General features: G+C 68.4%; 29 protein-coding genes. 12 read left to right on the forward strand and 17 right to left on the reverse strand.

Annotated features, from left to right (window positions below):
• Nucleotides 1-7: 7 nt before the first annotated feature.
• The gene (locus tag E0H50_RS32080; protein ID WP_165547366.1) at nt 8-457 is read left to right on the forward strand and encodes a GNAT family N-acetyltransferase; all 450 of its coding nucleotides are present in this window, start codon (nt 8-10) and stop codon (nt 455-457) included.
• On the opposite strand, the gene E0H50_RS32085 is transcribed toward E0H50_RS32080, so the two are convergent.
• Nucleotides 454-1,245, reverse strand: coding sequence for a helix-turn-helix domain-containing protein (locus E0H50_RS32085; RefSeq protein WP_131294633.1), 792 nt, complete (start codon nt 1,243-1,245; stop codon nt 454-456). The genes E0H50_RS32080 and E0H50_RS32085 overlap by 4 nt on opposite strands.
• Nucleotides 1,246-1,322: 77 nt before the next feature.
• Here E0H50_RS32085 and E0H50_RS32090 point away from each other — a divergent pair, with 77 nt between their 5' ends.
• On the forward strand, nt 1,323-1,733 hold the full coding sequence (locus E0H50_RS32090) for an Ohr family peroxiredoxin (RefSeq protein WP_131294635.1): 411 nt from the start codon (nt 1,323-1,325) through the stop codon (nt 1,731-1,733).
• A 1-nt stretch (nt 1,734) separates the two neighbouring features.
• On the opposite strand, the gene E0H50_RS32095 is transcribed toward E0H50_RS32090, so the two are convergent.
• The 6 genes from E0H50_RS32095 to E0H50_RS44035 form a co-directional block, all read right to left on the reverse strand.
• Nucleotides 1,735-2,352 carry an HAD family hydrolase gene (locus E0H50_RS32095; protein WP_131294637.1) on the reverse strand — a complete coding sequence of 206 codons (618 nt, stop codon included), beginning with the start codon at nt 2,350-2,352 and terminating at the stop codon, nt 1,735-1,737.
• 126 nt (nt 2,353-2,478) lie between these two features.
• The gene (locus E0H50_RS32100) at nt 2,479-2,823 is read right to left on the reverse strand and encodes a VOC family protein (RefSeq protein WP_131294639.1); all 345 of its coding nucleotides are present in this window, start codon (nt 2,821-2,823) and stop codon (nt 2,479-2,481) included.
• An 82-nt stretch (nt 2,824-2,905) separates the two neighbouring features.
• Nucleotides 2,906-5,266, reverse strand: a complete 2,361-nt coding sequence (locus tag E0H50_RS32105) for an ATP-binding cassette domain-containing protein (protein WP_131294641.1) — start codon at nt 5,264-5,266, stop codon at nt 2,906-2,908.
• A 99-nt stretch (nt 5,267-5,365) separates the two neighbouring features.
• A complete protein-coding gene (locus E0H50_RS32110) occupies nt 5,366-5,776 on the reverse strand; it encodes a VOC family protein (RefSeq protein WP_131294643.1) in 411 nt (136 codons plus the stop codon).
• A gap of 10 nt (nt 5,777-5,786) precedes the next feature.
• The gene (locus tag E0H50_RS32115; RefSeq protein WP_131294645.1) at nt 5,787-6,230 is read right to left on the reverse strand and encodes a helix-turn-helix transcriptional regulator; all 444 of its coding nucleotides are present in this window, start codon (nt 6,228-6,230) and stop codon (nt 5,787-5,789) included.
• Nucleotides 6,231-6,266: 36 nt separating this feature from the next.
• Entirely contained in the window at nt 6,267-6,392 is a 126-nt protein-coding gene (locus tag E0H50_RS44035; RefSeq protein WP_238151493.1) for a mycothiol transferase, read from the reverse strand.
• 158 nt (nt 6,393-6,550) lie between these two features.
• Here E0H50_RS44035 and E0H50_RS32125 point away from each other — a divergent pair, with 158 nt between their 5' ends.
• Nucleotides 6,551-8,002 (forward strand): amidase, encoded by a 1,452-nt coding sequence (locus tag E0H50_RS32125; RefSeq protein WP_131294648.1) that lies wholly within the window; start codon nt 6,551-6,553, stop codon nt 8,000-8,002.
• A 9-nt stretch (nt 8,003-8,011) separates the two neighbouring features.
• On the opposite strand, the gene E0H50_RS32130 is transcribed toward E0H50_RS32125, so the two are convergent.
• Both E0H50_RS32130 and E0H50_RS32135 read right to left on the reverse strand, forming a co-directional pair.
• Nucleotides 8,012-9,610, reverse strand: coding sequence for a hypothetical protein (locus tag E0H50_RS32130; protein WP_131294650.1), 1,599 nt, complete (start codon nt 9,608-9,610; stop codon nt 8,012-8,014).
• A gap of 60 nt (nt 9,611-9,670) precedes the next feature.
• Entirely contained in the window at nt 9,671-10,657 is a 987-nt protein-coding gene (locus tag E0H50_RS32135; RefSeq protein WP_131294652.1) for a saccharopine dehydrogenase NADP-binding domain-containing protein, read from the reverse strand.
• 71 nt (nt 10,658-10,728) lie between these two features.
• Between E0H50_RS32135 and E0H50_RS32140 the strand changes: the two genes are divergently transcribed.
• The 5 genes from E0H50_RS32140 to E0H50_RS32160 all read left to right on the forward strand — a co-directional run bounded on the left by E0H50_RS32140 (nt 10,729) and on the right by E0H50_RS32160 (nt 14,347).
• Nucleotides 10,729-11,685: a helix-turn-helix domain-containing protein gene (locus E0H50_RS32140; protein ID WP_131294654.1), complete on the forward strand. Its 957-nt coding sequence runs from the start codon at nt 10,729-10,731 to the stop codon at nt 11,683-11,685.
• A 19-nt stretch (nt 11,686-11,704) separates the two neighbouring features.
• Nucleotides 11,705-11,851, forward strand: coding sequence for a VOC family protein (locus tag E0H50_RS32145; RefSeq protein WP_238151495.1), 147 nt, complete (start codon nt 11,705-11,707; stop codon nt 11,849-11,851).
• On the forward strand, nt 11,848-12,636 hold the full coding sequence (locus E0H50_RS32150) for an alpha/beta fold hydrolase (RefSeq protein ID WP_238151496.1): 789 nt from the start codon (nt 11,848-11,850) through the stop codon (nt 12,634-12,636). Before E0H50_RS32145 ends, E0H50_RS32150 begins: the two co-directional genes overlap by 4 nt.
• Before the next feature lie 3 nt (nt 12,637-12,639).
• Nucleotides 12,640-13,515: an AraC family transcriptional regulator gene (locus E0H50_RS32155; protein WP_131294656.1), complete on the forward strand. Its 876-nt coding sequence runs from the start codon at nt 12,640-12,642 to the stop codon at nt 13,513-13,515.
• 70 nt (nt 13,516-13,585) lie between these two features.
• On the forward strand, nt 13,586-14,347 hold the full coding sequence (locus E0H50_RS32160; RefSeq protein WP_131294658.1) for an SDR family NAD(P)-dependent oxidoreductase: 762 nt from the start codon (nt 13,586-13,588) through the stop codon (nt 14,345-14,347).
• 6 nt (nt 14,348-14,353) lie between these two features.
• Here E0H50_RS32160 and E0H50_RS32165 read toward each other — a convergent pair whose 3' ends face one another.
• Nucleotides 14,354-15,154 carry a MerR family transcriptional regulator gene (locus tag E0H50_RS32165; RefSeq protein WP_131294660.1) on the reverse strand — a complete coding sequence of 267 codons (801 nt, stop codon included), beginning with the start codon at nt 15,152-15,154 and terminating at the stop codon, nt 14,354-14,356.
• A gap of 79 nt (nt 15,155-15,233) precedes the next feature.
• Here E0H50_RS32165 and E0H50_RS32170 point away from each other — a divergent pair, with 79 nt between their 5' ends.
• Entirely contained in the window at nt 15,234-15,554 is a 321-nt protein-coding gene (locus E0H50_RS32170; protein WP_131294662.1) for a nuclear transport factor 2 family protein, read from the forward strand.
• On the opposite strand, the gene E0H50_RS32175 is transcribed toward E0H50_RS32170, so the two are convergent.
• On the reverse strand, nt 15,544-16,491 hold the full coding sequence (locus tag E0H50_RS32175) for a small ribosomal subunit Rsm22 family protein (protein ID WP_131294663.1): 948 nt from the start codon (nt 16,489-16,491) through the stop codon (nt 15,544-15,546). The genes E0H50_RS32170 and E0H50_RS32175 overlap by 11 nt on opposite strands.
• Before the next feature lie 218 nt (nt 16,492-16,709).
• Nucleotides 16,710-17,291, reverse strand: coding sequence for a VOC family protein (locus tag E0H50_RS32180; RefSeq protein WP_131294666.1), 582 nt, complete (start codon nt 17,289-17,291; stop codon nt 16,710-16,712).
• 132 nt (nt 17,292-17,423) lie between these two features.
• On the opposite strand from E0H50_RS32180, the gene pyrH reads away from it, so the two are divergent.
• The gene (gene pyrH / locus E0H50_RS32185) at nt 17,424-18,131 is read left to right on the forward strand and encodes a UMP kinase (protein WP_131294668.1); all 708 of its coding nucleotides are present in this window, start codon (nt 17,424-17,426) and stop codon (nt 18,129-18,131) included.
• Here pyrH and E0H50_RS32190 read toward each other — a convergent pair.
• The gene (locus tag E0H50_RS32190; RefSeq protein ID WP_165547368.1) at nt 18,124-18,888 is read right to left on the reverse strand and encodes a phosphotransferase family protein; all 765 of its coding nucleotides are present in this window, start codon (nt 18,886-18,888) and stop codon (nt 18,124-18,126) included. The two genes, pyrH and E0H50_RS32190, sit on opposite strands and share 8 nt — an antisense overlap.
• A gap of 172 nt (nt 18,889-19,060) precedes the next feature.
• Here E0H50_RS32190 and E0H50_RS32195 point away from each other — a divergent pair, with 172 nt between their 5' ends.
• Nucleotides 19,061-21,025 carry an elongation factor G gene (locus tag E0H50_RS32195; RefSeq protein ID WP_131294672.1) on the forward strand — a complete coding sequence of 655 codons (1,965 nt, stop codon included), beginning with the start codon at nt 19,061-19,063 and terminating at the stop codon, nt 21,023-21,025.
• On the opposite strand, the gene E0H50_RS32200 is transcribed toward E0H50_RS32195, so the two are convergent.
• Nucleotides 21,022-21,405: a VOC family protein gene (locus E0H50_RS32200; RefSeq protein ID WP_131294674.1), complete on the reverse strand. Its 384-nt coding sequence runs from the start codon at nt 21,403-21,405 to the stop codon at nt 21,022-21,024. The genes E0H50_RS32195 and E0H50_RS32200 overlap by 4 nt on opposite strands.
• Before the next feature lie 40 nt (nt 21,406-21,445).
• On the reverse strand, nt 21,446-21,583 hold the full coding sequence (locus tag E0H50_RS43190) for a hypothetical protein (RefSeq protein ID WP_165547369.1): 138 nt from the start codon (nt 21,581-21,583) through the stop codon (nt 21,446-21,448).
• A gap of 100 nt (nt 21,584-21,683) precedes the next feature.
• Between E0H50_RS43190 and E0H50_RS32205 the strand changes: the two genes are divergently transcribed.
• Complete coding sequence (locus E0H50_RS32205) at nt 21,684-22,328, forward strand: TetR/AcrR family transcriptional regulator (protein WP_131294676.1); 645 nt, start codon at nt 21,684-21,686, stop codon at nt 22,326-22,328.
• Here the strand turns inward: E0H50_RS32205 and E0H50_RS32210 are convergent.
• Nucleotides 22,313-23,104: a putative protein N(5)-glutamine methyltransferase gene (locus E0H50_RS32210; protein WP_131294678.1), complete on the reverse strand. Its 792-nt coding sequence runs from the start codon at nt 23,102-23,104 to the stop codon at nt 22,313-22,315. The genes E0H50_RS32205 and E0H50_RS32210 overlap by 16 nt on opposite strands.
• Nucleotides 23,105-23,116: 12 nt before the next feature.
• A complete protein-coding gene (locus E0H50_RS32215; RefSeq protein ID WP_131294680.1) occupies nt 23,117-24,070 on the reverse strand; it encodes an SDR family NAD(P)-dependent oxidoreductase in 954 nt (317 codons plus the stop codon).
• Between the last annotated feature and the right edge of the window lie 10 nt (nt 24,071-24,080).

The raw sequence follows: 24,080 nt of genomic DNA on the forward strand, positions 1-24,080 counted from the left end.
TCAGGGCGTGCGGATCAGTCAGGCTGATACAGATGATGTGGCGGGGCTCGCGCGGCTGCTGTGGTTGAACAGCAGCGACGAGGAGCTGGAGCGGCGGGCGGTCGACGCGTTCACGAACGAGTTCGAGCAGTGGTGGGCCGCGCGTGACGACGCACACGTGGCGTACGTCGCGCGGCTCGACCAGCCCGAGATCGTCGGGATGGCGTGGGTCGCGCTCGTCGCACGCCCTCCGAAACCTGGCGCGACCAGCCGCATGTCCGGAGACATCCAGAGCGTCTTCGTCCTGCCGGAAGCACGCGGCCGGGGCATCGGCTCAGCCCTCGTCAAGGCCGCCGCGGACCACGCAATGGCCGCCGGCGCCCTGCACGTAACAGTCCACTCCGGCAGCAAAGCAGTACCCGTCTACGAACGCCTGGGCTTCGAGTCCTCCCGCCAACTCCTCCAACGACACCGCTAGTCGGACTGCGCCAAGGCCTGGAGGCGGTTGGCGCTGGTGGGGTCGGTGGGGAGGAAGGTTTCTATGGCTAGGTTGGCGGCTGTTACTTCTAGGGGTGCGCCGATGGTGGCGATCAGGGTGAAGAGGCGGACGGGGCCCAGGCGGGTTTGGAGGTCGAGGGTGACCATAGGTTGTTGGGACGGGCCGGTGATGGGCTGGTCGGGGAGGTAGGGCTCGAGTTCGTCGAGGAGGTCGGCCAGCGGTTGGTCGGCGGTGTCGCGGCTCTTGCGTTTCAGTTGGTGGATGAGCGGGACGCTGCACGCCGCGGTCATCGACGAGATGCTGGGGAGGCCGCCCGGGTGGATCGCCAGACGGAGCATGTTCATCGGCGGCTTCAGGAGTTCGGGGTCGACGCCGTCCCACAGCAGGGACGCGGCGTCGTTCGCGTCGATCAGGTTCCAGAGGCCGTCGACGATCAGTGCCGGGTTCGGCAGGTGGGCGTCGAGGAGCTGGCGCAGCGGCTCGCGGAGCGGGAGCATCGCGTCGGAGTGGTACGGCTCGTCGAGGTACCGCGGCGCGAACCCGCCCGCGAGCAGCAACCGGTTCTGCTCGGCCAGCGGGAGATCGAGATGGTTGGACAGGTGCACCAGCAGTTGCCGGCTCGGTTGCGCGCGGCCCGTCTCCACGAAGCTCAGATGCTTGGTCGACACCTCGGCATCGAGGGCCAGTTCGAGCTGACTCAGCTTCCGGTGCATCCGCCAGAAGCGAAGCATCTCCCCGGCGGTCTGCGGCTCTTCCAGCACAGTCACAAAATCAGCGTACGACGGACGACCATTAACAAAGAGGTAATTGAGCCGCTCCCCCGCCGCCCCGGATCGTTGTCCGCATGAACCCCACCTACACAGCAGTAGCAACGTCGTCAGGACGCGACGCCCGCGCCGTCACCGCCGACGGGCAGCTGGACGTCCAGCTCGCCCTCCCGAAGGAGCTGGGCGGCACCGGCGACGGCCTCAACCCCGAGCAACTCCTCGCCGCGGGCTGGGCCGCCTGCTTCTCCACGGTCCTCGACCGCATTGGCCAGACCCAGAACCTCGACGCCAAAGACGTCGCGGTCACCGCCGAGATCAGCCTCGTCCCGGCCACCGGCAGGTTCACGCTGGCCGCCGTTCTACGGATCGAACTCCCTGACCACCTCCAGGGCGAACCCGGCCGCAAACTGATCGAAGCAGCCCACACCGTCTGCCCCTACTCCACCGCCACCCACGGCAACATCCCCGTCGAACTGATCGTCGAGTGATCTAGGCAGCCGTTACGCCGTGGTGGGTGAAGAGGGTGTGCAGGGTGGTGTGGCCCTGGGTGAAGTCCCATTGTTCGGCGTGGAGGCCGGCGGTGCGGGCGCCGGTGATGTTCTTGGGGGTGTCGTCGATGAAGAGGATCGAGTCGGCGGGGGCTCCGATGCGGTCCGCGGCGCGGGTGAAGAAGGCCGGGTCGGGTTTAGCGACGCCGAGGTCGTACGAGTAGCAGCTGACGTCGAACAGATCGTCGTACCCGAGGGCTTCCCGCATGTGCGCGCCGCGGTAGCACTCCTGGTTGGTGCCGAGGTGTACGCCGTACCCGTTGCGCTTCAGGGTCCGCACGATCTCGAGTGACTCCTCGATCAGCACGATGTTCTTCCACACCGCGTCGTACACCTCGGTCGCCGGTGTGCTCACGCCGTACTTCTGCAGCGACGCCGCGAGCACCGGCAGGTAGTCACCACGCCCGGCGAGCATCGGCAACTCGTCGGACCAGGTCTCGTGGAGGAACTCCTTGGACCGGTCGCCGAGGTACGGCTCCATCGCCGCGTACCAGCCGCCGGGAAGATCCTGCAGTACGCCGTCAGCGTCGAACAGCACGTGCCGGATCGGGTCGCCCATGCAGGAGATCATGCCCTAGCTGCTCGTCCGCGCACACCGGGATTTCCTCGACGGCGACGGCCTCCTCCGGCTGATGGGGTACGCCGAACAGCGCCGCGCGGTACTCCTCCGGGACATGGCACATGATCAGGACGGGTCCTGGAGAATGCCGAGAACGTTGCCGTCGGGGTCGGTGAGGGTGGCGACGAGCCGCCCGGCGCCGACGTCCTTCGGTGCGTCCTTGAGGGTGCCGCCGGCCTCGGTGATCTCCTTGATCTTGGCCTCGATGTCGGTCACGTGCCAGTACGCGATCGGCGAGGTCATGTCGCTGTTCGGGACCAGCCCGATCTGCTGGCCCTCGGCCTCGAACCCCACGTAGTACGGCGAGTCGGCCATCGGCCCGACGCCGAGCAGAGCGGCGTACACCGGCTTGGCCTTCTCGAGGTCCGTGACGGGGTGCAGGATCGTGTTGACGCCTAGCCTGGTAGTCATTTCGTCTCCAAGTTGCCGTTGACGTTCAGTGACTCTCACGCTATTCGCGACCGCGTCCGGCTGCTTCTCGATTCCTGATCAGTTAGGCGACGTACTCCGCGAGGTGCTTTCCGGTCAGGGTTTTCGGCTTCTTGATCAGGTCGGCCGGGGTGCCTTCGAAGACGATCTTGCCGCCGTCGTGGCCGGCGCCGGGGCCGAGGTCGATGATCCAGTCGGCGTGCGCCATGACGGCCTGGTGGTGCTCGATGACGATGACCGACTTGCCGGAGTCGACCAGGCGGTCCAGCAGGGCGAGGAGTTGCTCGACGTCGGCCAGGTGCAGGCCGGTGGTCGGCTCGTCGAGGACGAGGATGCCGCCCTTCTCACCCATGTGCGTCGCCAGCTTCAACCGCTGCCGCTCACCGCCGGACAGGGTCGTCAGCGGCTGCCCGAGCGACAGGTACCCGAGTCCGACGTCGGCCAGGCGCTCCAGGATCTTTTCCGCGGCCGGTGTCCGCGCCTCGCCTTCGGCGAAGTACGTCAGCGCCTCCGAGACAGGCATCGCGAGCACCTCGGCGATGTTCTTCCCGCCGAACGTGTACTCCAGCACAGCCGCCTGGAAGCGACGGCCTTCGCACTCCTCGCACGGGGCCTCGACGGTCGCCATCACGCCGAGCTCGGTGTAGATCACGCCCGCGCCCTTGCACGCAGGGCAGGCGCCCTCGGAGTTCGCGCTGAACAGGGCCGGCTTCACGCCGTTCTCCTTCGCGAACGCCTTCCGGATCGGGTCCAGCAGCCCCGTGTACGTCGCCGGGTTGCTCCGCCGCGACCCGCGAATCGCGCCCTGATCGATCGCTACCACGCCTTCGCGATCGGCGACCGATCCTTGGATCAGCGAACTCTTCCCCGACCCGGCGACTCCGGTCACGACCACCAGCACACCGAGCGGTACGTCGACATCGACGTCCTGCAGGTTGTTGGTCGAGGCGCCGCGGACCTCGAGCGCACCCGAGGCGGACCGCACGGAGGACTTGACCGAGGCCTTGTCGTCCAGGTGCCGCCCGGTCAGAGTCCCGCTGGTGCGCAGCTTGGCGAGCGTGCCCTCGAACACCACCTCGCCACCGCCGGAGCCTGCGCCGGGACCGAGGTCGATCACATGGTCCGCGATCGCGATGGTCTCCGGCTTGTGCTCGACGACGAGCACGGTGTTGCCCTTGTCGCGCAACTGCAGCAGGAGCTCGTTCATTCGCTGGATGTCGTGTGGGTGCAGGCCGATCGTCGGCTCGTCGAACACGTACGTGACATCGGTCAGCGACGACCCGAGGTGGCGGATCATCTTCGTCCGTTGCGCCTCGCCGCCGGACAGCGTGCCGGCCGGCCGCTCCAGCGACAGGTAGCCCAGGCCGATGTCGACGAACGAGTCGAGCGCGTCGCCCAGCGCCTTCAGCAGCGGCGCGACCGACGGCTCCTTGAGCGCCCGGATCCAGGCGGCCAGGTCGGTGATCTGCATCGCGCACAGGTCCGCGATGTTCTTGCCCTTGATCTTCGACGCCCGCGCCTCGGCGCCGAGCCGGGTCCCGTCGCAGTCCGGGCAGATCGTGAACGTCACGGCCCGCTCGACGAACGCACGGATGTGCGGCTGCATCGCGTCGACGTCCTTGGACAGCATCGACCGCTGGATCGCCGGGATCAGGCCGAGATAGGTGAGGTTGATGCCCTCGACCTTGATCTTGGTCGCTTCCCGGTGCAGCAGGTCGTGCAGTTCCTTCTTGGTGTACTTCTTGATCGGCTTGTCCGGGTTGAAGTACCCGGCGCCGCGGAAGATCCGGCCGTACCAGCCGTCCATGCTGTAGCCGGGGATCGTCAGCGCGCCCTCGTTCAGCGACTTGTTCTCGTCGTACAGCGCGGTCAGGTCGAAGTCCGTCACCGAGCCCATGCCCTCACAGCGCGGGCACATGCCGCCGGCGTACACGGCCTCGCGGACGACCTTCTTCTCCCCGGCGCCCTTGTCGGCGGTCATCGAACCGGTCGCGGTCCGCTTCGGGACGTTGAACGAGTACGCCGTCGGCGGGCCGGCATGCGGTTTCGCGATCCGGCTGAACAGGATCCGGAGCATCGCGTTCGCGTCGGTCGCCGTACCGACCGTGGAGCGCGGGTTGGCGCCCATCCGCTCCTGGTCGACGATGATCGCGGTGGTCAGGCCCTCGAGTACGTCGACCTCCGGGCGGGCCTGGTTCGGCATGAAGCCCTGGACGAACGCGCTGTAGGTCTCGTTGATCAGCCGCTGCGACTCCGCCGCGATGGTGCCGAACACGAGCGAGCTCTTCCCCGACCCGGACACCCCGGTGAACGCGGTCAGCCGGCGCTTCGGGATCTCGACGCTGACGTCCTTCAGGTTGTTCACCCGGGCCCCGGTCACCCGGATCAGGTCGTGGCTGTCGGCAACGTGTTCGTCGGAGCTCATCCACGTCCTCGCTTCGCTCCGGGCGCGGATGAGGCACGGAGGGCACTGTGCTTGATGATGAACTCGCTACGCTCGTTCATGTCTTCTCCCAGAGTCGTTTCAGGATGCCTGGTTGATCCGGATGTGGTTGCCGGCCGGGTCGCGGAACGCGCAGTCGCGGACGCCGTACGGCTGGTCGACCGGTTCCTGGATCACCTCGGCGTCGGTCGCCTGCAGCCGCTCGAACAGGCCGTCGATGTCGTCGGTCTGCAGCACCACGGTGGCGTAGGTGCCCTTGGCCATCATCTCGCCGATGGTCCGGCGCTCGTCCTCGGTGATCCCGGGGTCGGCGAACGGCGGGCAGAGCACGATCCCGGTGTCCGGCTGGCCGGCCGGGCCGACCGTGATCCAGCGCATGCCGCCGTAGCCGACATCGGTGCGGACCTCGAAGCCGAGGATGTCGCGGTAGAACTTCAGCGACTCCTCGGGGTCGGTGTGCGGCAGGAAGCTGGCGAGAATCTTGATCTCCATGGGCGTCAACCTAGCCGCCGGAGGTCGGAGATGCTTCTCGATTCCTGATCGGTCGCGTGACCTGTTTCGCGACACACGACGGGATGCCGAGCGTGGCGTCGCCGGCGTTCTCCTTGTAGACGCTCGGCGGCATCCCGACCAGCTCGGTGAACCGGGTGCTGAAGGTGCCGAGCGACTGGCAGCCGACCGCGAAGCAGACGTCGGTGACGCTCATGCCGCCGCGCCGCAGCAGCATCATCGCGCGTTCGATCCGGCGGGTCATCAGATATCCGTACGGCGACTCTCCGTAAGCGCGCTTGAACTCGCGGCTCAGGTGCCCGGACGACATGTGCGCGCCGCGCGCGAGCGCGTCGACGTCCAGCGGCTGCGCGTACTCGCGGTCGATCCGGTCCTTCACCCGCCGCAGCCGCGCCAGGTCCTGCAGGCGCTGTTCGTCCGTCGTTCCGCTACTCACCGTAGGAATCCTGCCATGTCAGCGGCCTGAAGTCATTCAGCGGCCGGTGGTGCCGTCGAGTTGTTCGCGGATGATGTCGGCGTGGCCGGCGTGCCGGGACGTCTCGCCGATCACGGCCAGGATCGCCCAGCGGAGATTGTGCGTCGTGCCCTTGCGGGTCACCGGGGCTTCCGGGTCGCCGAGAGGCCGGCCAGTTTCTTCAGTACGCCGGCCCGCAGGGCGTCGAGGGTCGCCACCAATTGCTCGAGTTCGGTCGTCATGGTGACATTGTGCGAATTCGCGTTTTATGTCCTCCTCAGGGGGTCGGTACGGTCCGATTCATGGAATGGACTTTTCAGACGGCCGAAGAACTCACAAGTGCTTTGCGTGCCGGCGACGTGACATCGGTGGAACTGACCGACGAGGCGATCACCCGGATCGAGCGGGACGACAAAGCGATCAACGCGATCTGTGCGCCGGACTTCGACCGTGCGCGGGCCGCCGCTCGCGACGCCGACCAGGCGCGTGCCCGTGGCGAGGGCAGGCCGCTGCTCGGCATCCCGGTCACGGTCAAGGAGTCATACAACCTCGCCGGACTTCCCACGACCTGGGGCATCCCGCAGCAGCGGGACTTCCTGCCCGCCGAGGACGCCGTACAGGTGTCGCGGCTGAAGGCCGCGGGCGCGGTGGTGCTCGGTAAGACGAATGTTCCGTTGGGCCTGCAAGATATCCAGACTTTCAACGAGATCTACGGCACCACGAACAATCCGTGGGATCACGACCGCACACCGGGCGGATCCTCCGGCGGATCAGCGGCGGCCCTGGCGTCCGGATTCGGCGCATTGTCGATCGGCTCGGACCTGGCCGGTTCGTTGCGAACCCCGGCGCATTTCTGCGGCATCTACGCACACAAACCGACCGTCGGACTGGTGGCGACGCGCGGCATGGTCGTGCCGCCGGAACCGGCTTTGCCGGTCGACCTCGACCTCGCCGTCGCCGGCCCGATGGCGCGCTCTGCCCGCGACCTCACGCTTCTGCTCGACGTCATGGCCGGACCGGATCCGCTGACGCAGGGCATCGCGTACGACGTGACGCTGCCGCCCGCGCGCCACGAGCGGCTCTCCGACTTCCGGGTCCTGGTGCTCGAGGACCATCCGCTCCTTCCGACCGGGTCCGCGGTGCGGGCGGGCGTGAACCGGGTGGCCGACGCGCTGTCCGACGGTGGCGCCCGCGTCGAACGGCACAGTTCGCTGCTGCCCGATCTCACCGAGGCCGCGATTCTCTACATGCAGTTCCTGTTCTCAGGCTCCGTTGCGCGTTTCCCTGTCGAGGAGTACGAACAGCTGCGGGTCCGCGCCGCCGAACTGAGCGCGGACGATCGGAGTCTCGCGGCGGCGCAGTTGCGCGCGATGGTGTTCAGTCACCGCGACTGGATCGAAATCACCACCCGCCGCGAACTCCACCGTCACGACTGGCGGCAGTTCTTCGCCGAGTTCGACGCAGTCGTGTGCCCGATCACGCCGACTCCCGCGTTCCCACACGACCACAACCCGAACGTGCTGGAACGCCGAATCGACATCGACGGCGTCGAGCACCCGTACTTCGACCAGCTCGTCTGGGCCGGCCTGGCCACCAAGCCAGGTCTACCCGCCACCGCGATCCCGACGGGCCCGTCACCCGAAGGCCTGCCGGTGGGAGTGCAACTCATCGGCCCGATGTTCGAGGACCGCACCCCACTACGCCTGGCTGAACTACTCGAGCAGAAGATCGGAGGCTTCCAGGCGCCAAGGTAGGCAACTAGGTCATCGAGCTCCCCAGTTGAGGTACGCGACGTTGGCGAGGAGCCAGCCGAAGCCGATTGCCTGTTGGCCGTCGCGTTCTGGGGTTGGCTGGTAGCGGTTGTAGAGGGCGAGGCAGTGTGCGTGCACTTTCGGGTCCCAGGGGCTGATCTGCATCCAGCGCGGAGCCTGGTGTGCGACCGAGGCTGCGCCCATCGCGGTGCCGGCGACGGTCGTGTGGACGGCGGGGAGTCCGTTGGCGTCGGTGGTCGCGACGTTCTGGGTGAATGTGCGCGCGATCCGCTCCATGTCCCGGCCGGTGAACGCGAGCCGCGCACGGAACGCCCGGACGGCGAACTCGACGTCGATCGCGCCGTGGCTGATGTCCTCGAACTGCCGCGCCGGACCACCCGACGGCGTGAAGATCGAGACGTCGGTCTCCGGGTCCCCCGTCTTCGTGAATCCCTGGTAGATGCGGCCGCCGGCCGGCCAGTAGTGCCACAGACAGGCGTCTGCAGCGTCCACGGTGAGCTGGCCAGCGAGCATCCGTCCCATCGCGGCGACCTTCCGCCGGTAGCCGCTGTCTCCGGTCGCCAGCGCGAGCTCGACCAGCGTCTGCCCGAGGCCCACGGACTGGTTGATCGGCTGCTCGCACCCGTCGTACGCGAGCGGCTGCCCCTTGGGCCAGATCAGGTGACCGCCGTCCTCGTACTCCCAGTCATGTACGGCGACCGCCTCCCGGCAGGCCATGAGGTACTCGGCTGCCTTCCGGTGGTAGCGCCGGCGAAGAACCGGCGAGCCCGCGACAAGCCGCACGAAGCTCGCGATCGGGTACGTGATCATCCCGGTGTGAACGGCGAAGATCACCGGCTTGCACTGCATCTCGTACGTGCCGAGCCGCGGTACGTCGCCCGCGCCTGGCGTCGGCCGTCGATCGACGGCGGTGAGCTGCAGCGGTCCCGGGGCAGCCGCGTAGATCCGGCTCACGGCGTAGTCGGGACTGGCCGGATCCAGAGACAGGTCTGTGAGGGTGACCGTGCGGTTCACGAAGGTGTTGACGAGTTGGACCGTGAACGTGTCCGGACGGGTCCCGGCGGTGACGGCGACGGTCGTGTCCTCGGCGTACGAGAGTGCCTCGCGGAGGTCGAGCAGCGGCTGACCGTTGCTGTCGGCAAGGGTCGCGTAGCCCGTGGTGTACGGGTGGTCGGCTCGCCAGGCGGGGAGCGAGAGACCGCGGTAGTCCGTGACGCCACGTTCGCTGTCACGGACCGCGAGTACCTGGTCGACGTTGTCGATCAGGCGGTCCAGGTAATACGTGTCGCGGTACTTCTCGTACATCCGGACCAGGCCGAGCAGTACGTACGACTGGCTCCAGGCGAGCATGCCCGACCGGCCGTCCCGGTTCGTGTTGTCGTTCGGCTGATCCGGCTGCCCGGGCCCGCCCTCCTGGAACAGCCGATCCCAGTCGTCGAACGTTTTCCGGGCCGTGTAGTCGATGCCGTCGGCGTACGCGGGAAGCGCACTACCGAAAGCACTGCCGACAGCACTGCCGACAGTTCCGGCGACAGCGCCGGCGGCGGTCAGACGGAGGAGATCACGGCGGGACGGGCGGATGTCGGGCATGGCGGGCGGCCTCCAGCTCGTTGGTGACACCGGAGCACGATTCTCCCGCAGGAAAACGTTTTACGGCAGGTCGAGCGTCAGTGGTAAGTCCTTGAGGAACTCGGCGGCGTCGAACATCGCCCCCGCCGACGCCACCCCGGACGCGCGCGTGTCCCCGGCGAGGATCCGGCGGACCGCGCCGACCGCGAGCGGCGCCGAGATCGCGTAGATGTCCTGCCCGGTCGCCGTCGCCCGCAGTTCCTCGCCGCCGGTCCGGACCCGGACATCCACCACGAACGTCTGGTCCGACCGACCGAGCTCGTCGACCGCGGCGGGTGCCGGCGTGTCCGAGTCCGCGAGATCACCAGCGGCTTCGAGCGTCATGTACGTACGGACCTCGGGTACGGCGATATGCGCCGGGATCGTGATCACGTCGGCCATCGTGAACTCGGCGATCACGCGGCGCCGGCCGAGCGGATCCGGGAACGTCCAGTCCTCCTGGACCGGCTGGTCCTGGTGGTACTGCAGCCTGCCGCCGCTGAAGCGAACGCGGTGCCCGTTCCGCCGGTCGTGCGAGACCTGACCGGCGGCGCGCGTACCGGGCGTGGGATGCCAGCTGCTCAGCCCGTACGCCACATGCACCTCGTCCGCGCTGGTCCGCTCCCCCAGCGCCGCGGTCGTCAGCAGGTCCCCGAGCCCGCCGTAGAACGCCATCGCCGGGATCACCGGGACAGCGCTCTCTCGGGCGAACGTCGACACGTTCGCCTCGAGTTCGGCCGCGACGTCGACGTACGGAATGCCCGCGCGGGCGGCCGCGGCGATGACCGGGTCAGCGGTGCTCGCGAACGGTCCGGCGCAGTTGATCACGGCCGCGGCGTCCTTCAAGGCCAGGTCGAGTGCGTGTGGGTCGTCGACGGCGGCCGGGCGGATGTCGAGGTCACTCCACTGAGTCGCCAGGGCGGCAGCGTTGCGTCCGGAGACGGCGGTGGGAAGGTTCTGCCGGAGGAGTTCCTCGACGACGAAGCGGCCGGTGTGACCGGTGGCGCCGTACACCACGATTGCGTTCATGGGACGAGTCTCGCCGGACTCCACCGACCGGCGTGAGAGTCCGGAACGACACCATCCGTACACTTTCGGACATGCACACCGTAGCCGTCGCCACCGCCGGGCACCTGCTCCATTTCGAGCTCGGGATCGCGTACGAGATCTTCGGCAACCCACCGCTCGGGGTCGACGAGTGGTACGACGTACGCCTGTGCGGACCTGGGCCGGTCCAGGTCGGGCCGTTTGTCGTCGAGCCGACCGAGCCGCTCGACGCGATCGCGCGGGCGGACACCGTACTCGTGCCGGCGCTCGCGGATGTCGACGAGCCGATGCCGGCGGAACTGGCCGAGGCGGTGCGGGCAGCGTACGAGGCCGGGGCGCGGATCGCGTCGTTGTGCACGGGCGCGTTCGTGCTCGGAGCGGCCGGGCTGCTCGACGGACGCCGGGCCACCACGCACTGGGCGCATGCCGACGCGCTGAGCGCACGCTACCCCGAGGCTGTTGTGGATCCGGACGTGCTCTACACCGACAACGGCAACGTACTGACGGCGGCGGGCAAGGCGGCGGCAGTCGATCTGTGTCTGCATCTGATCCACCTCGACCACGGCGCGACGATCGCGAACACGGTCGCGCGGCGGCTCGTCGTACCGCCGCATCGGGCCGGCGGACAGGCGCAGTTCGTGGCGACACCGGTGCAGGTGAACGGCGATCACTCGCTCGCGCAGTTGCTCGCCTGGGCGCAGGAGCGCCTGGACCAGCCGTTGACCGTCACAGACCTGGCCAAACGCGCCAGCACCAGCCCGCGACACCTCGGCCGGCAGTTTCGCTCGGTCACCGGCCAGACACCCCTCCAATGGCTCCTCACTCAACGCGTCCGCCGAGCCCAGCAACTCCTCGAATCCACCGACACCAGCATCGAAAAGATCGCCACCACCACCGGCCTCGGCACCGCCACCACCCTCCGCCGCCACTTCCAACGCGTCGTCGGCGTACCCCCGAACACCTACCGACGCTCGTTCCGAAGTGCTTCCCCTCAACCCGAGACTGACTAGGGTTACCGCCGTACCGTCGGTGGACGAGCTGCATCGGCATCGGCGGCGCGCCGAGGAGCTCGGTGCGAGGTTGTTGTACGACCGGACCGCCGACGAAGGTGAGCCGTTGTTCGTCCTGGCGGATCCGGCGGGGCATCCGTTTTGTCTACTGGTGGGAGAGCCGTGAGCAAGCAGACTGGGTACGCCGACGTCAACGGGCTGCGCATGTACTACGAGGTGCACGGTGAGGGCGGTACGCCGTTGGTGCTGCTGCACGGTGGACTGTTCAACATTGACCTGCAGTTCGGTGAGCTCCTCGAAGGGCTGTCGGCCGGGCGGAAGGTCATCGCCGCCGACTTCCAGGGACACGGCTACACGAACGACATCGACCGTCCCCTCGGTACGGCGGAACTCGCCTCCGACGTGGTGGCACTGCTCGCGCGCCTCGACGTACCGAAGGCGGACCTGTTCGGGTTCAGCGTCGGCGGCGCGGTCGCGCTGTACCTCGCGATCGAGTACCCGGAGCTGGTCCGGAAGGCGGTCATCTCGTCGGTCTCGTTCGACCCGTCCGGCGACCGTGACGAGAACGCCGCGGTCGGCGAGATGAAGGTGGAGATGATCGCCGGTACGCCGATGGAGGCCGACTACCTCGCGAAGTCCCCGCACCCCGATCACGAGCACCTGCAGACACTGCTCGACAAGCTCGGCGGGTACGACCGCGGCACCAGCGGCTGGAGTGACGACGACATCCGCGGTATCGAGGCGCCGACGCTGCTGACGTTCGGCGACGCGGACGCGGTGAAGCTCGAGCACGTCGTCCGCTTCCATCAGCTCCGCGGCGGCGACGTCAACGGCGACTTCGTCGGTGTCCCCGCCTCGCAGCTGGCGATCTTCCCCGGTACGACGCACTTCACCGGCCTCGCCCGCACGCCCCTGGTCCTCGACACCGTCACCACCTTCCTCGACGCCTGAGACATGGACGCTTTGGCGGAGCTGCGCGAGCTGATCGTCAAGGCGGTTGGCCGTGAGGGTGCCGTCGACGGGCTGCTGCTGTCGGTGGTCACGGCGCCGACCCCACCGACCTCCAGCCTGGCCTCGCCAACGTTCGCGTTGGTCGCGCAAGGACGGAAACGCCTGGCGCTCGGCGAGCACGTCTTCGAGTACGGCGCCGGCGACTACCTCGTCGTGTCGGTCGACCTGCCCGTCACCGGCCACTTCGTCGAGGCGTCGCCCGCCGTACCCTGCCTCGGTGTCGGTCTCGAACTGAGGCCGGACGTCATCGCCGAACTGCTGCTCGACGCTGCCGAGAAACCGGGCGCACCGGTCCGCGGCCTGAGCGTGAGCCGCGCGTCGACGGAGCTGGTCGACGCGGTCATCCGCCTGCTCCGCCTGGTCGACGAACCCGAGGACGCGCCCGTGCTGGCGCCGCTCGTCCAGCGCGAGATCCTCTGGCGTCTGCTCCGCAGTCCCCAAGGCGCCGCCGTCCGCGACATCGGTCTCGCGGACAGCAGCCTGTCGCACGTCGCGCGCGTCATCCGCTGGATGCGCGACCACTACACCGAGCCGTTCCGGGTCGAGGAGCTCGCGGCGATGGCCGGCATGAGTACGTCGGCGTTCCACCGGCATTTCCGCACGGTGACCGAGCTGACCCCGATCCAGTACCAGAAGAAGATCCGCCTGCAGGAGGCGCGGCTACGCGTGGTCGGGCTCGGCGAGGACGTGACGAGTGCCGGGTACGCCGTCGGCTACGACAGCCCGTCCCAGTTCAGCCGCGAGTACCGCCGTGAGTTCGGTACACCGCCGAGCCGCGATCGAGCAGGATCAGGCAAGTCAGCGCGAGCATTGGTCTAACGGTTCTCCCGCAATCAATCGTCTACTGGTGAGGTACCTGTTCCTGACCCAGTAGGAGTTGTGCACGATCATGCATGTAGCTGTGATCACCGGCGGGAGTTCCGGCATCGGCCAGGCCGCGGCGTTCGAGCTCGCGAAACGCGGCACGGCCGTCGTCGTCACCTACCGCGGCAGTCGCGAACGCGGCCTGGAGACGGTCGAGCGGATCGAGAAGGACGGCGGTACGGCGGCCGCGCTGCCGCTGGACGTCAGTCGACCCGAGACGTTCACCGAGTTCAGTACCGCGCTCACCGACGTACTGCGGCGATGGGACCGCACATCGTTCGACCTCCTCGTCAGCAACGCCGGCGTCGGGCAACCGCCGGTGATGTTCGAGGACACGACCGCGGACCTGTTCGACCAGATGGTCAACGTCCACCTGAAAGGCCCCTACTTCCTCACCCAGACCCTCCTCCCGCTGCTCGCCGACCACGGCGCGATCGTCTACACCACGAGTACGTCGGCGCTCGAGTCGGCGCGCCCGTCACCCGGGTACTCCGTCTACGCGAGCGTGAAGGGCGCGCAGATCGTCCTCACCCGCTACCTCGCGAAGGAGCTCAGCGCGCGCGGGATCCGGGTCAACGCCGTCGCTCCTGGCGTGACCCGGACCCGCCTGGGCGACGACGCGTTCGCCCAGCATCCGGAGCTGATCCCACCGATCGCCGAACGCACCGCGCTCGGCCGGATCGGCGAGTCCGACGACGTCGGCAAGGTCATCGCGTTCCTCGGCTCCCCCGACGCCGGCTGGATCACCGCCCAGACCCTGGAGGCCTCCGGCGGTTACGAGCTCTGAGGCCAGTCAGCTGACCCGAAAGACGGGCCACGCGATGCCGGTACGCCAGGCCGCCGGATCGGAGTCGTCTCGCGGACCGATCCAATACGTCTCCTGCACCGGTCCCGCAACGGCGAGGGCATGCTCGTGTACCCAGGTCGCAAGCCGACCGTAGGTGACGTCGATGTCGTCGTGGGGTCCACGGTGAATCGTGGCTGCGAGCTCGGCGGCGGGCAGTTCGACCGGGCGCACGCGGCCGAGCGACGGCGCCTCGGACACGGGGTAGTAGACGAGCACGGTCCCGCGGCCCTCGGCGAACAGTTCGTCGTCGTAGTGCCCGCCGGGCGGACCGACCGGCCTCGCCACGGCAGCATCCAGTTCGGCCATCGCACCGTCGTACCACGGGAGAACCTCGTCCAGGCTCAGAATGTCGGTGATGCCGGCAACCAATCTGGCGGGCTCCGAGCGGAGCTGGACCTCGAGGTCCCCTGGAGCGGGCCTGAGCAGCCGTTGCAGCGAAGTCACGGCCGCTCGGGTCCGTTCGAGCGTCTCCTGCAGCCGTTCGAGGTGGACCGCGACGAGCTCCGCGCGCCGCCCCGGGTCGTCGGTCGCGATGATCTTGCCGACCTCCGCCAGCGGTACGTCGAGCTCGCGCAACCGGTGGATCACCTGAGCGGACGGGATCTGCTCGACGGAGTAGTACCTGTAGCCGCTCGACGGGTCGACAGCCGCCGGCTCGAGCAGCCCGTTCTCGTGGTACCGCCGCAGCGTGCGCACGCTCAGATGCGTCGCCCGCGCGAACTCGCCGATCGTCAGTCCGCTCCGCACGCGTTCAGCCTGCACCCTCCCCCGGGGAGAGAGTCAACTCCTTGCGTCTCCCCCACCGAGAGGCCGCAACATCATCGCCATGCTGCCTGACACCATCACGAAGTACCTGATCAGCCATGTCACCCGGAACGTCCCCGCGGCGATGCGCTGGTACGCCGACGACGCCGAGGTCACTAACGACGGCAAGACCTATCGCGGCCGCGACGAGATCCGCGCCTGGCTGGCGAGCGCGGCCAGTGAGTACAGCTACACGACCGAACTCACCGGCACCCGCCAGGTCGACGAACAGACCTACGTCGCGACCCATCACCTCGAAGGCAACTTCCCGGGCGGCACTGCCGACCTGGACTTCACCTTCACGCTGACCGACGGATCGATCACCCGCCTGGTCATCTCCTGATCGGCGGCGACTCGTCACCCCACGACGCGCTCCGAGCGGTCCGGTACGACGGAGAGGACTTCGGTACGACGACGCGCTCCGCCGTACCCGTCGCGGTGCACAGGTCCAGGACGACCTGGCCCTTGCGACGGATGGGCCGGGTCAGTACGCGCGCCGCGGCGGGCTGAACCGGCCCGCGGGTCGCGACGACGTACGCGAACTTCTCGTCCTCGTAGTTGCGGGTGGCGTCCTTCATCGTCCGGTGCAATTCGGTACGTGGAAGCCGCACGGCGAAGTGACACCAGTCCACCGGACACGGCCCCTGGTGCGGGCAGGGCGCCGCGATCGCGAATCCCTGCTCGATCAGGAGCTGACGAGCGTCGAGGGTACGGCGGTGGCCGCTTGGCGTGCCCGGTTCGACGACGACGATCGTCCTCGCCCGCCGGCCGGCGGCGCGGATCAGATCGCTGCGGGCTTCGTCGGTCAGCTCGTTCAGCACATAGCCGATCGTGATCAGATCGACCGAGGTCGGCGACGTCCAGTCGCGGAGGTCGCCGGTGGTCCAGCGCCAGTCGTGCGGGAAGGTGCCTGCGGCAAGTTGTTTGCCGAGGTGAAGCGCGGCGGGTTGGCGTTCGACGATCTCGGTGGTGACGGACGGCCAGAGTGCGGCGGCGGCCCAGGCGGCGGCGCCCGTTCCGCCGCCGAGATCCACCTGAGTGGTCGGCTGGTGCTCCACAGTCGAGAGCGCGGCGTGCAGCGCGCGGAAGGTGGCCGGCATGCGGACGACGGCGTACGCAAGGGCATCGAGGCCGTCGCGCATTCCTGGGGTCGTGTCGCCGACCTGGTCGGTGCGGTAGCGGTGTGAGAGCGCGGCGACTCGGCCGCGGAGTTCGTGATGCGGGACGCCGGCGACGGCGCGTGCGAGGGCAGTATGCAGCTGAATGTCCACGGAGGACATGAGGGATCTCCGGTTCGATCGGCACGGAGTGCGCACCTGTTCGAGGGCGCACGTGATCCGCGGCCAGACGCCGCGACGCACCAATCGGTCCGGGAAGAGCTGTCAGCAGGCAGCAGCCAAGGAGGGAATGGCGCGGAACCGGATCACCTTGCAAGCCATGACGCACCTCCTCGATTCAGCACGACCGTAGCAGAGCACCGACGTACTACGCTCCCGTTTTAGCGGCCCTCCGACATACACAGACAGACCTTGTTGCCCTGGGGATCCGCGAGCACGATGAACGCCGGCGCCTCCTCGTCGTACACGACCTTCCCGCCGGCAGCCAGCGCCGCCTCGATCCGCCCCGGCACGACCTCCGGTGGCAGCCAGAGGTCGAGATGAAACCGCTGGCGAGGCGTCTCGTGCGGTGTCGTGCCCTGGAACCACAGGGCGGCGACGCGGCCCGTGGGGTCGATGATGTCGTTGCCCTGGAAGGAGTCCGTGCTGCCGGTGAGCACCGCGGCCCAGAACGGCCCGACCTCGACCAGATCCGCCGTGTCCAGCCCGATCTCGAGCTGCGCCACAGCCGACGGGTCGGCAGTCAGACCGTGCTCGGCCGCGACCGCGCTGATCCGTCCCGCGAGTTCCGCGTCACGAGTCGCGACGTCCACGAACGTCTCGCCGAGCCGCACCTCGGGCCCGACGTCCTGACACACCTCGCCGACCGCCGCCACGAAACGCACGCCGTCCGCATACGCATCGATCAAGAACCGCGCGTGCAGCCGCTGCGCAAGCTTCCGCCAGTCCTGCAACTCATCCATCCCCCAAGGCTAGGACTCCGCACCGACAGGTCTGCGTCGCAGATCGCGGCGCACGGCGGAACCGGCCCGTGATAGATGTGCTGGCGGTACGCCGGGATCGGGTGTGCCTTCCGCCTAACAGATCGGAGCGGCATGTACCGCAGGCTTGTCCTCAAGCTGTCCGGCCAGGCGATCGCCGGCCCCAGCGAGTTCGGTTTCGCCAGTGACCGGCTCACGCATCTCGCGACCGAGGTGATCGCGCTGCGCGCCACCGGCGTCCAGGTCGCGGTCGTCGTCGGTGGCGGGAACGTGTTCCGCGGCAACCGCGCGGACGACTGGGGTATCGACCGGGTCGAGGCGGACAACATCGGCATGCTCGGCACCGTCATCAACGCGGTCCTGTTGCGCGGGCGGCTCGCGGCGCTCGGCGCGCACGGCGTCCGGCTGATGACCGCGATCCCGATCGACAACCTGGCCGAACCGTACATCCGGCTGCGCGCGCTCCGGCACCTGGAGAAGGGCTCGATCGTCCTGCTTGCCTGCGGCAACGGACAGCCGTTCACCACCACCGACTACCCGTCGGTGCAGCGCGCCGTGGAACTGGAGGCGGACGCGTTGCTGGTCGCGAAGAACGGCACCGACGGCGTGTACGACGCCGACCCGAACAAGCACCCCGACGCCCGCCGGTTCGACCACCTCAGCTACGCCGAGGTCATCGACCGCGGCCTCGGCGTGATGGACCAAACCGCCTTCATCCTCGCCCGCGACCATCACCTCCCCCTCCACGTCTTCGACATAGACCGCCCCGGCGCCGCCTCCGCCATCCTCAACGGCACTCCCCTCGGCACCCTGATCAACTGAGCTCCCGCGCGATCGTGTCGAGGTGCGGCTGGAACCAGTCGCCGCCCGCTGCGTGCTCGGCCTGTAAGGCGATGAGCGACCAGAGCACGCGGTACATCGAGAGGGTCCGGGGCGGTGCGTCGATGGCGCCGTAGCCGGTCAGGAAGGCGGTCGTCGCCGCCGGGCCGGCCATGGACATCCGGGCGAGGTCGAACAGCGGGTCGCCGTACGTCGTGTCGCCCCAGTCGAGGATCCCGGTCAGCTCGGCACCGGTTGCGTGTAGGTGGCGCAGATGCAGGTCGCCGTGCAGCAAGGCGGGTGTCACGCCCGCGACACTCTCGATGAACTTCGGCGTCACCTCCCGCACGCGCGCCGAGAGCCGGTCCGGGAGGACGTCGAGGCCGTCCAGCACACCCAGCAGGCGGTCGGCCCAGGACACCGATGGGTCGACGATCGTGTGCACGCGCCGCACACACTCTCCCGCCGTCCGCAGGACGGCGCCATGGTTCGGTGAGTCGGCCTCGAGTGGGCGGCCCGGAAGCTCTCGCGTGAGCAAGTAGTCGGGAGACGACGCGATCACCTCAGGCGCAGGTACGCCGACCGATCGCGCGCGCCGGCACGCGCCGGCCTCCTCGGCCACCGTTGCGCCGGTCTTCAAGTAATAGACGGCAGCGCGTGTTTCCAGGCGGAAGGTCTGGTTGCCGACGAACCCGTTCACCGGTGTGGCGCTGATGACGGGACCGACGTGGGGTGTTGCGAGCGCGGTGGGGTCGAGCACCTGCGTCAGCCTAGGTGTAGGCGGGGGCTAAATGGTTTGTCGCGGGTGGGGAGGGTTGGTGTACTCGGGGCGTACCGAACGAGCAGGTGTCATTCAAAGGAGTCCGTTGTGCGACCTCGCTTCATGGCTGTTGCGGAGACCTTTGGCATCTGTTCTAAGGACATGAAGCGGCGTGGAAGTACTGAATCTTGGGATCCTGGCGCATGTTGACGCCGGAAAGACCAGCCTGACCGAGCGGCTGCTGTACGCCGCCGGTGTCATCGACGAGGTCGGGAGCGTCGACGACGGAAGCACCCAGACCGACTCACTCGCGCTCGAACGGCAGCGTGGGATCACGATCAAGTCCGCGGTCGCCGCGTTCACGATCGGCGACGTCGGTATCAACCTGATCGACACCCCGGGACACCCGGACTTCATCGCCGAGGTGGAGCGCGCGCTGAGCGTGCTCGACGGCGCGGTGCTGGTGATCTCGGCGGTGGAAGGCGTCCAGGCACAGACGCGGGTGCTCATGCGCACCCTGCAACGCCTGCACATCCCCACCCTGATCTTCGTCAACAAACTCGACCGGCCCGGCGCGCGGTACGACGGCGTACTGCGCGAGATCGCCGCGAAGCTCACCCGGGAGATCGTCCCGATGGGCGAGGCGGCGTACCTCGGAACCTCCGAGGCGGCATTCAAACCCATCGTGCAGGAGGACACCCTCCTGGAGGTCCTCACCCGGCACGACGACGCGCTGCTGCAGCGGTACGTCGACAACGAGCCGCTGTCGTTGCACGAGGCACTCGTCGCGCAGACGCACCGGGCGATCGTCCAGCCGGTGTACTTCGGCTCCGCGATCACCGGCGCGGGCACCGAAGCGCTCGCCGACGGCATCCGGGAACTGCTCCCCCGCGCCCGGACCACCGGCGTACCGCTCGACGGCACCGTGTTCAAGGTCGAACGCGGACCGGCCGGCGAGAAGATCGCCTACGTCCGGATGTTCTCCGGCACCACCCAGGTGCGCGAGCGCGTGCGGTACGGCGCCGCGGACGGGAAGATCACCGCGCTCGAGGTCGTCGGCGAAGGCCCCGCGGCCGCGATCCACGCGGGCCAGATCGGCCGCTTCTGGGGACTCGCGGAAATCCGCATCGGCGACACCCTGACCGATTTCCGGAACGTTTCCGCAACGGAACAGCACGTTGTTTCCGCACCGGCGTTCTCTCCGCCCACGCTCGAAACGGTCATCACCCCGCGCAAGCGTTCCGACAAGGGCAACCTCCGCGTCGCACTCACCCAGCTGGCCGAGCAGGACCCGCTGATCAACCTCCGCCAGGACGACCTGCGTCAGGAAACCTACGTTTCCCTGTACGGCGAGGTCCAGAAGGAGGTCATCGAGTCGACGCTCGCGACCGACTTCGGCATCGAGGTCGACTTCCGGGAGACCACCACGATCTGCATCGAGCGGATCGCCGGCACCGGGCAGGCGGTCGAGTTCAACAAGAAGGACGCCAACCCGTTCCTCGCCACCGTCGGCCTCCGCGTCGAGGCGGCACCGGTCAACGCCGGCGTCACCTTCGAACTGGCGGTCGAACTCGGCTCGATGCCGTACGCGTTCATCAAGGCCGTCGAGGAAACCGTCCGCGAAACCCTGCACCAGGGCATCCACGGCTGGCAGATCCCGGACGCCCGGGTGGTGATGACGCACTCGGGGTACTCCGCGCGCCAGAGTCACGCCCATGCCGTGTTCGACAAGAGCATGTCCAGCACGGCCGGCGACTTCCGGTTCCTCACCCCGCTGGTCCTGATGACCGCACTTCAGGAAGCGGGTACGTCGGTCCACGAGCCGATGCACCGTTTCCGCCTGGAGATCCCGACCGACACGACCCGCGCCGTACTCGCGGCCCTCGCCCGGCTCCGGGCGATCCCGCAGGTCCCTGCGCTGGCCGCGGAAACCTCAACCCTGGAAGGAGAAATTCCCGCGACCGCCGTGTACGAACTCGAGCAGCAACTTCCCGCCCTGACCCGCGGCGAGGGCGTCCTGGAGTCGGCGTTCGAGCGCTACCAACCGGTGACCGGCCCGGTCCCGGAACGCCCGCGCACCGACCACGACCCCCTCAACCGCCGGGAGTACCTGCTCCATGTACAACGCCGGGTCTAAGCCGGCGTCGTCCACTCGACCAGTTGTACGACGACGCCGTTGGGGTCGGTGACCTGGAACAGCTTCTCGCCCCAGGGCTCCTCGCGCAGCGGCATCGAGATCGTGACGCCTTCGGAGCGCAGGCGCTGCTCCTCGGCCTCGATGCCGCTGATCGTGAACGCCAGGATCAGGCCCGAGGCGCGCTGGTCACGCTGCTCGGGCGGCAGGATCTCGATGCCGCGCTGCAGCAGGACGACATCGACGGCGTCGTCGTCGCGGGTGAGTTTCGCGAACCCTTCGGCCGCGACTTCCTCGGCGTACCCGAGGTGCTTGGTGAAGAAGGTGTGCGAGGCGGCGACGTCGTCGACGGTCAGCGAGAGGGTGGATGCGTTGATCTTCATGGGTTCCTTCCGGAGAACTCGGTGAACGGACGAACTGCGATCAGCGGTTGCCGCGCCGCGTGGTGAGGCGGCGGGCCACCGGCTGCTGGTAACGCACGACGCGGGTCTGCGCCGTCCGCCGTCGGTCGCCGCGGCGGACGAACGCCGGGCCGGCCGCACCGTGTTTCGGAGTAGGCATCCACTACTTCCCTTCGGAGTATTTTTACAACGGGAGTAACTTTAGCCAGGGATCGTAGCTAGTGTCAACATACTTTTACACCGAGGGTATGATTGCGGCCATGGACACCACGACGACCGCTCCCCTCGGGCTGCGCGAGCTCAAGAAGCAGGAGACGCGGCAACTGATCTCCGACCAGGCCACGCGGCTCTTCATCGCGCAGGGTTTCGAGGAGACGACCATCGCCGAGGTCGCCGCCGCGGCCCGGGTCGCGAAGAAGACCGTGACGAACTACTTCGCCCGCAAGGAGGATCTGGCCCTCGACCATCAGGCCGCGTTCGTCGCCTCACTGGCCGACGCGGTGACCACACGCCAGGCAGGCGAATCGGCGTACACGGCGCTCCGCCGCGCGTTCGAGGCCGCGGTCGCCGCGCAGGATCCGGTGGCAGGATTCGCCGGACCGGAGTTCACCCGGATGATCGCCGACAGTCCCACGCTGACCGTCTGCCTGCGCAGTCTCCACGATCAACGCGAGCAGGCCCTGGCCGCCGCCCTCGCGCAGTCAGCCGGCGCAGAGCCGGACGACATCGCCGTACGAACGGCCGCCGGGTTGCTCGGCGCGGTGCACCGCATCCTGTTCCAGCGCATCCAGGACCTCACGCTCGCGGGTCTCCCCACCGCGGACATCGCCGGCATCGTCGCCGAGGAAGGCCGTCGTGCATTCGACCTGCTCGCGCCGTCCCTCGCCGGCTACCCGGCGGACTGAGTGCCGCGGACAACGTTCGAGCCGAGGTCGTCATCCGTGGTGATCTCGGCATCCAATCCCTGCGAGATCATCACCGCCCGCGCGAGCGGTGCCTGGTGATCGCTCATCTCGACGAACAGGTGGCCGCCGGGCTTCAGCCATTCGGCGGCGCCGGCGACCACGCGGCGCAGTGTCGCGAGGCCGTCCGGGCCGCCGTCCAGCGTGACGCGCGGCTCGTACAGCCGGGCCTCCGGCGGGAGGAGCCGGATCTCGTCGGTCGGCACGTACGGCACGTTCGCGAGCAGTACGTCGACCTCGCCCCGCAACCGCTCCGGCAACGCCGCGAACAAGTCGCCCTGGAACACCGTCCCGGCGAACGGCTCCAGGTTCCGGCGAGCACAACGCACCGCGGCCGCCTCGATGTCAGCGGCGTACAGCGGTACCTCGCACTCGGCCGCGACCGCGGCACCCAAGGCCCCGGTGCCGCAGCCGAGGTCGACCACGACCGAACCCGCGACGGTGACCCGCAGCGCCTCGGCCACCAGGAACTCGGTACGCCGACGCGGGATGAACACCCCGGGATCGACCGCGATCCGCAACCCGCGGAACGAGGCCCAGCCGACGACGTACTCCAACGGCAACCCGCCGACCCGCTGGTCGACCATCGCGGTGAGCTCGGCCGCGTCGCGCGCGGTCTCGGCGATCAGCGCAGCCTCGTCCTCGGCGAACACACAACCGGACGCGCGCAACCGCTCGACAACGGGGCCGAGCTCGACAGCAGAAGAGGGAACCCCCACAGCCGAAGCAGCCTACCCGAACGCGTTCACCCCGGTGAGCTGCGCCGACACCGTCCAAAGCCGCTCAGCCGCAGCAGGGTCGATCGCATACGGGCGTACCCCTGGCGCTTCGTCGCTCGACACCTCGGCGACCTCGCAGTCTTCCAGGAACACTCCGCCGAGCCCATCGAGCTGCGGCGACGTCGCCGCCCAGACCTGCGTCGCTGCGCCCTGCTCCGGGCTCTTGAACGCCGGGTTCAACGCGTTGCCGTCCTCGTCGATCCAGCCGAAGTCGACCATCTCCTGCTTCTCCAGGTGCCGCTGCAGCGGGGTCAGGATCCCACCGGGATGCAGCGCGAACGCCCGGACGCCGGAGTCCTTGCCGAGGGCATCGAGCTGGACGGCGAACAGCACGTTGGCCGTCTTCGCCTGCCCGTACGCCTCCCACTTGTCGTACCCCAGCCGGAACTCGAGATCGTCCCACCGGATGTCCGACCGCCGATGACCGGTCGACGACACCGACACGACCCGCGCGCCACCGTCCGCGGCACCAGCCGAGATGGCCGGCCACAACCGGTTCACCAGCGCGAAATGCCCCAGGTGGTTGGTCGCGAACTGCGCCTCCCACCCCGGCCCGACCCGCGTCTCCGGCGACGCCATGATGCCCGCGTTGTCGATCACGATGTCCACCGACCGGCCCGACGCCAGGAACCGCTCGGCGAACGCCTTCACACTCTCCAGCGAGCCCAGGTCCAGTTCGTCGACCTCGGCGAGGTCACCCAGAAGTTCCCGCGCCGCATCCGGGCGCCGCGCCGGGACGACGACCTGCGCGCCGGCCTTCGCCAGCGCCTTGGTGGTCTCCAGGCCGAGACCGGAATATCCACCGGTGACGATCGCGAGCTTGCCGGTGAGGTCGATCCCGGCCAGTACGTCGTCCGCGGTGCTGTCGTGCCCGAAACCCGAGCCGATCTTGTGTTGTGCACTCATACCGTCGAGC

It is taken from the genome of Kribbella sindirgiensis (genome assembly GCF_004331435.1).
Lineage (GTDB): Bacteria > Actinomycetota > Actinomycetes > Propionibacteriales > Kribbellaceae > Kribbella > Kribbella sindirgiensis.

What these genes read in the sequence shown, in the direction of transcription:
- E0H50_RS32090 (WP_131294635.1), top strand. Translation starts at nt 1,323, where the DNA reads ATGAACCCCACCTACACAGCAGTAGCAACGTCGTCAGGACGCGACGCC.
- E0H50_RS32095 (WP_131294637.1), bottom strand. Translation starts at nt 2,352, where the DNA reads ATGGGCGACCCGATCCGGCACGTGCTGTTCGACGCTGACGGCGTACTG.
- E0H50_RS32100 (WP_131294639.1), bottom strand. Translation starts at nt 2,823, where the DNA reads ATGACTACCAGGCTAGGCGTCAACACGATCCTGCACCCCGTCACGGAC.
- E0H50_RS32105 (WP_131294641.1), bottom strand. Translation starts at nt 5,266, where the DNA reads ATGAGCTCCGACGAACACGTTGCCGACAGCCACGACCTGATCCGGGTG.
- E0H50_RS32110 (WP_131294643.1), bottom strand. Translation starts at nt 5,776, where the DNA reads ATGGAGATCAAGATTCTCGCCAGCTTCCTGCCGCACACCGACCCCGAG.
- E0H50_RS32125 (WP_131294648.1), top strand. Translation starts at nt 6,551, where the DNA reads ATGGAATGGACTTTTCAGACGGCCGAAGAACTCACAAGTGCTTTGCGT.
- E0H50_RS32130 (WP_131294650.1), bottom strand. Translation starts at nt 9,610, where the DNA reads ATGCCCGACATCCGCCCGTCCCGCCGTGATCTCCTCCGTCTGACCGCC.
- E0H50_RS32135 (WP_131294652.1), bottom strand. Translation starts at nt 10,657, where the DNA reads ATGAACGCAATCGTGGTGTACGGCGCCACCGGTCACACCGGCCGCTTC.
- E0H50_RS32140 (WP_131294654.1), top strand. Translation starts at nt 10,729, where the DNA reads ATGCACACCGTAGCCGTCGCCACCGCCGGGCACCTGCTCCATTTCGAG.
- E0H50_RS32155 (WP_131294656.1), top strand. Translation starts at nt 12,640, where the DNA reads ATGGACGCTTTGGCGGAGCTGCGCGAGCTGATCGTCAAGGCGGTTGGC.
- E0H50_RS32160 (WP_131294658.1), top strand. Translation starts at nt 13,586, where the DNA reads ATGCATGTAGCTGTGATCACCGGCGGGAGTTCCGGCATCGGCCAGGCC.
- E0H50_RS32170 (WP_131294662.1), top strand. Translation starts at nt 15,234, where the DNA reads ATGCTGCCTGACACCATCACGAAGTACCTGATCAGCCATGTCACCCGG.
- E0H50_RS32175 (WP_131294663.1), bottom strand. Translation starts at nt 16,491, where the DNA reads ATGTCCTCCGTGGACATTCAGCTGCATACTGCCCTCGCACGCGCCGTC.
- E0H50_RS32180 (WP_131294666.1), bottom strand. Translation starts at nt 17,291, where the DNA reads ATGGATGAGTTGCAGGACTGGCGGAAGCTTGCGCAGCGGCTGCACGCG.
- pyrH (WP_131294668.1), top strand. Translation starts at nt 17,424, where the DNA reads ATGTACCGCAGGCTTGTCCTCAAGCTGTCCGGCCAGGCGATCGCCGGC.
- E0H50_RS32200 (WP_131294674.1), bottom strand. Translation starts at nt 21,405, where the DNA reads ATGAAGATCAACGCATCCACCCTCTCGCTGACCGTCGACGACGTCGCC.
- E0H50_RS43190 (WP_165547369.1), bottom strand. Translation starts at nt 21,583, where the DNA reads ATGCCTACTCCGAAACACGGTGCGGCCGGCCCGGCGTTCGTCCGCCGC.
- E0H50_RS32205 (WP_131294676.1), top strand. Translation starts at nt 21,684, where the DNA reads ATGGACACCACGACGACCGCTCCCCTCGGGCTGCGCGAGCTCAAGAAG.
- E0H50_RS32215 (WP_131294680.1), bottom strand. Translation starts at nt 24,070, where the DNA reads ATGAGTGCACAACACAAGATCGGCTCGGGTTTCGGGCACGACAGCACC.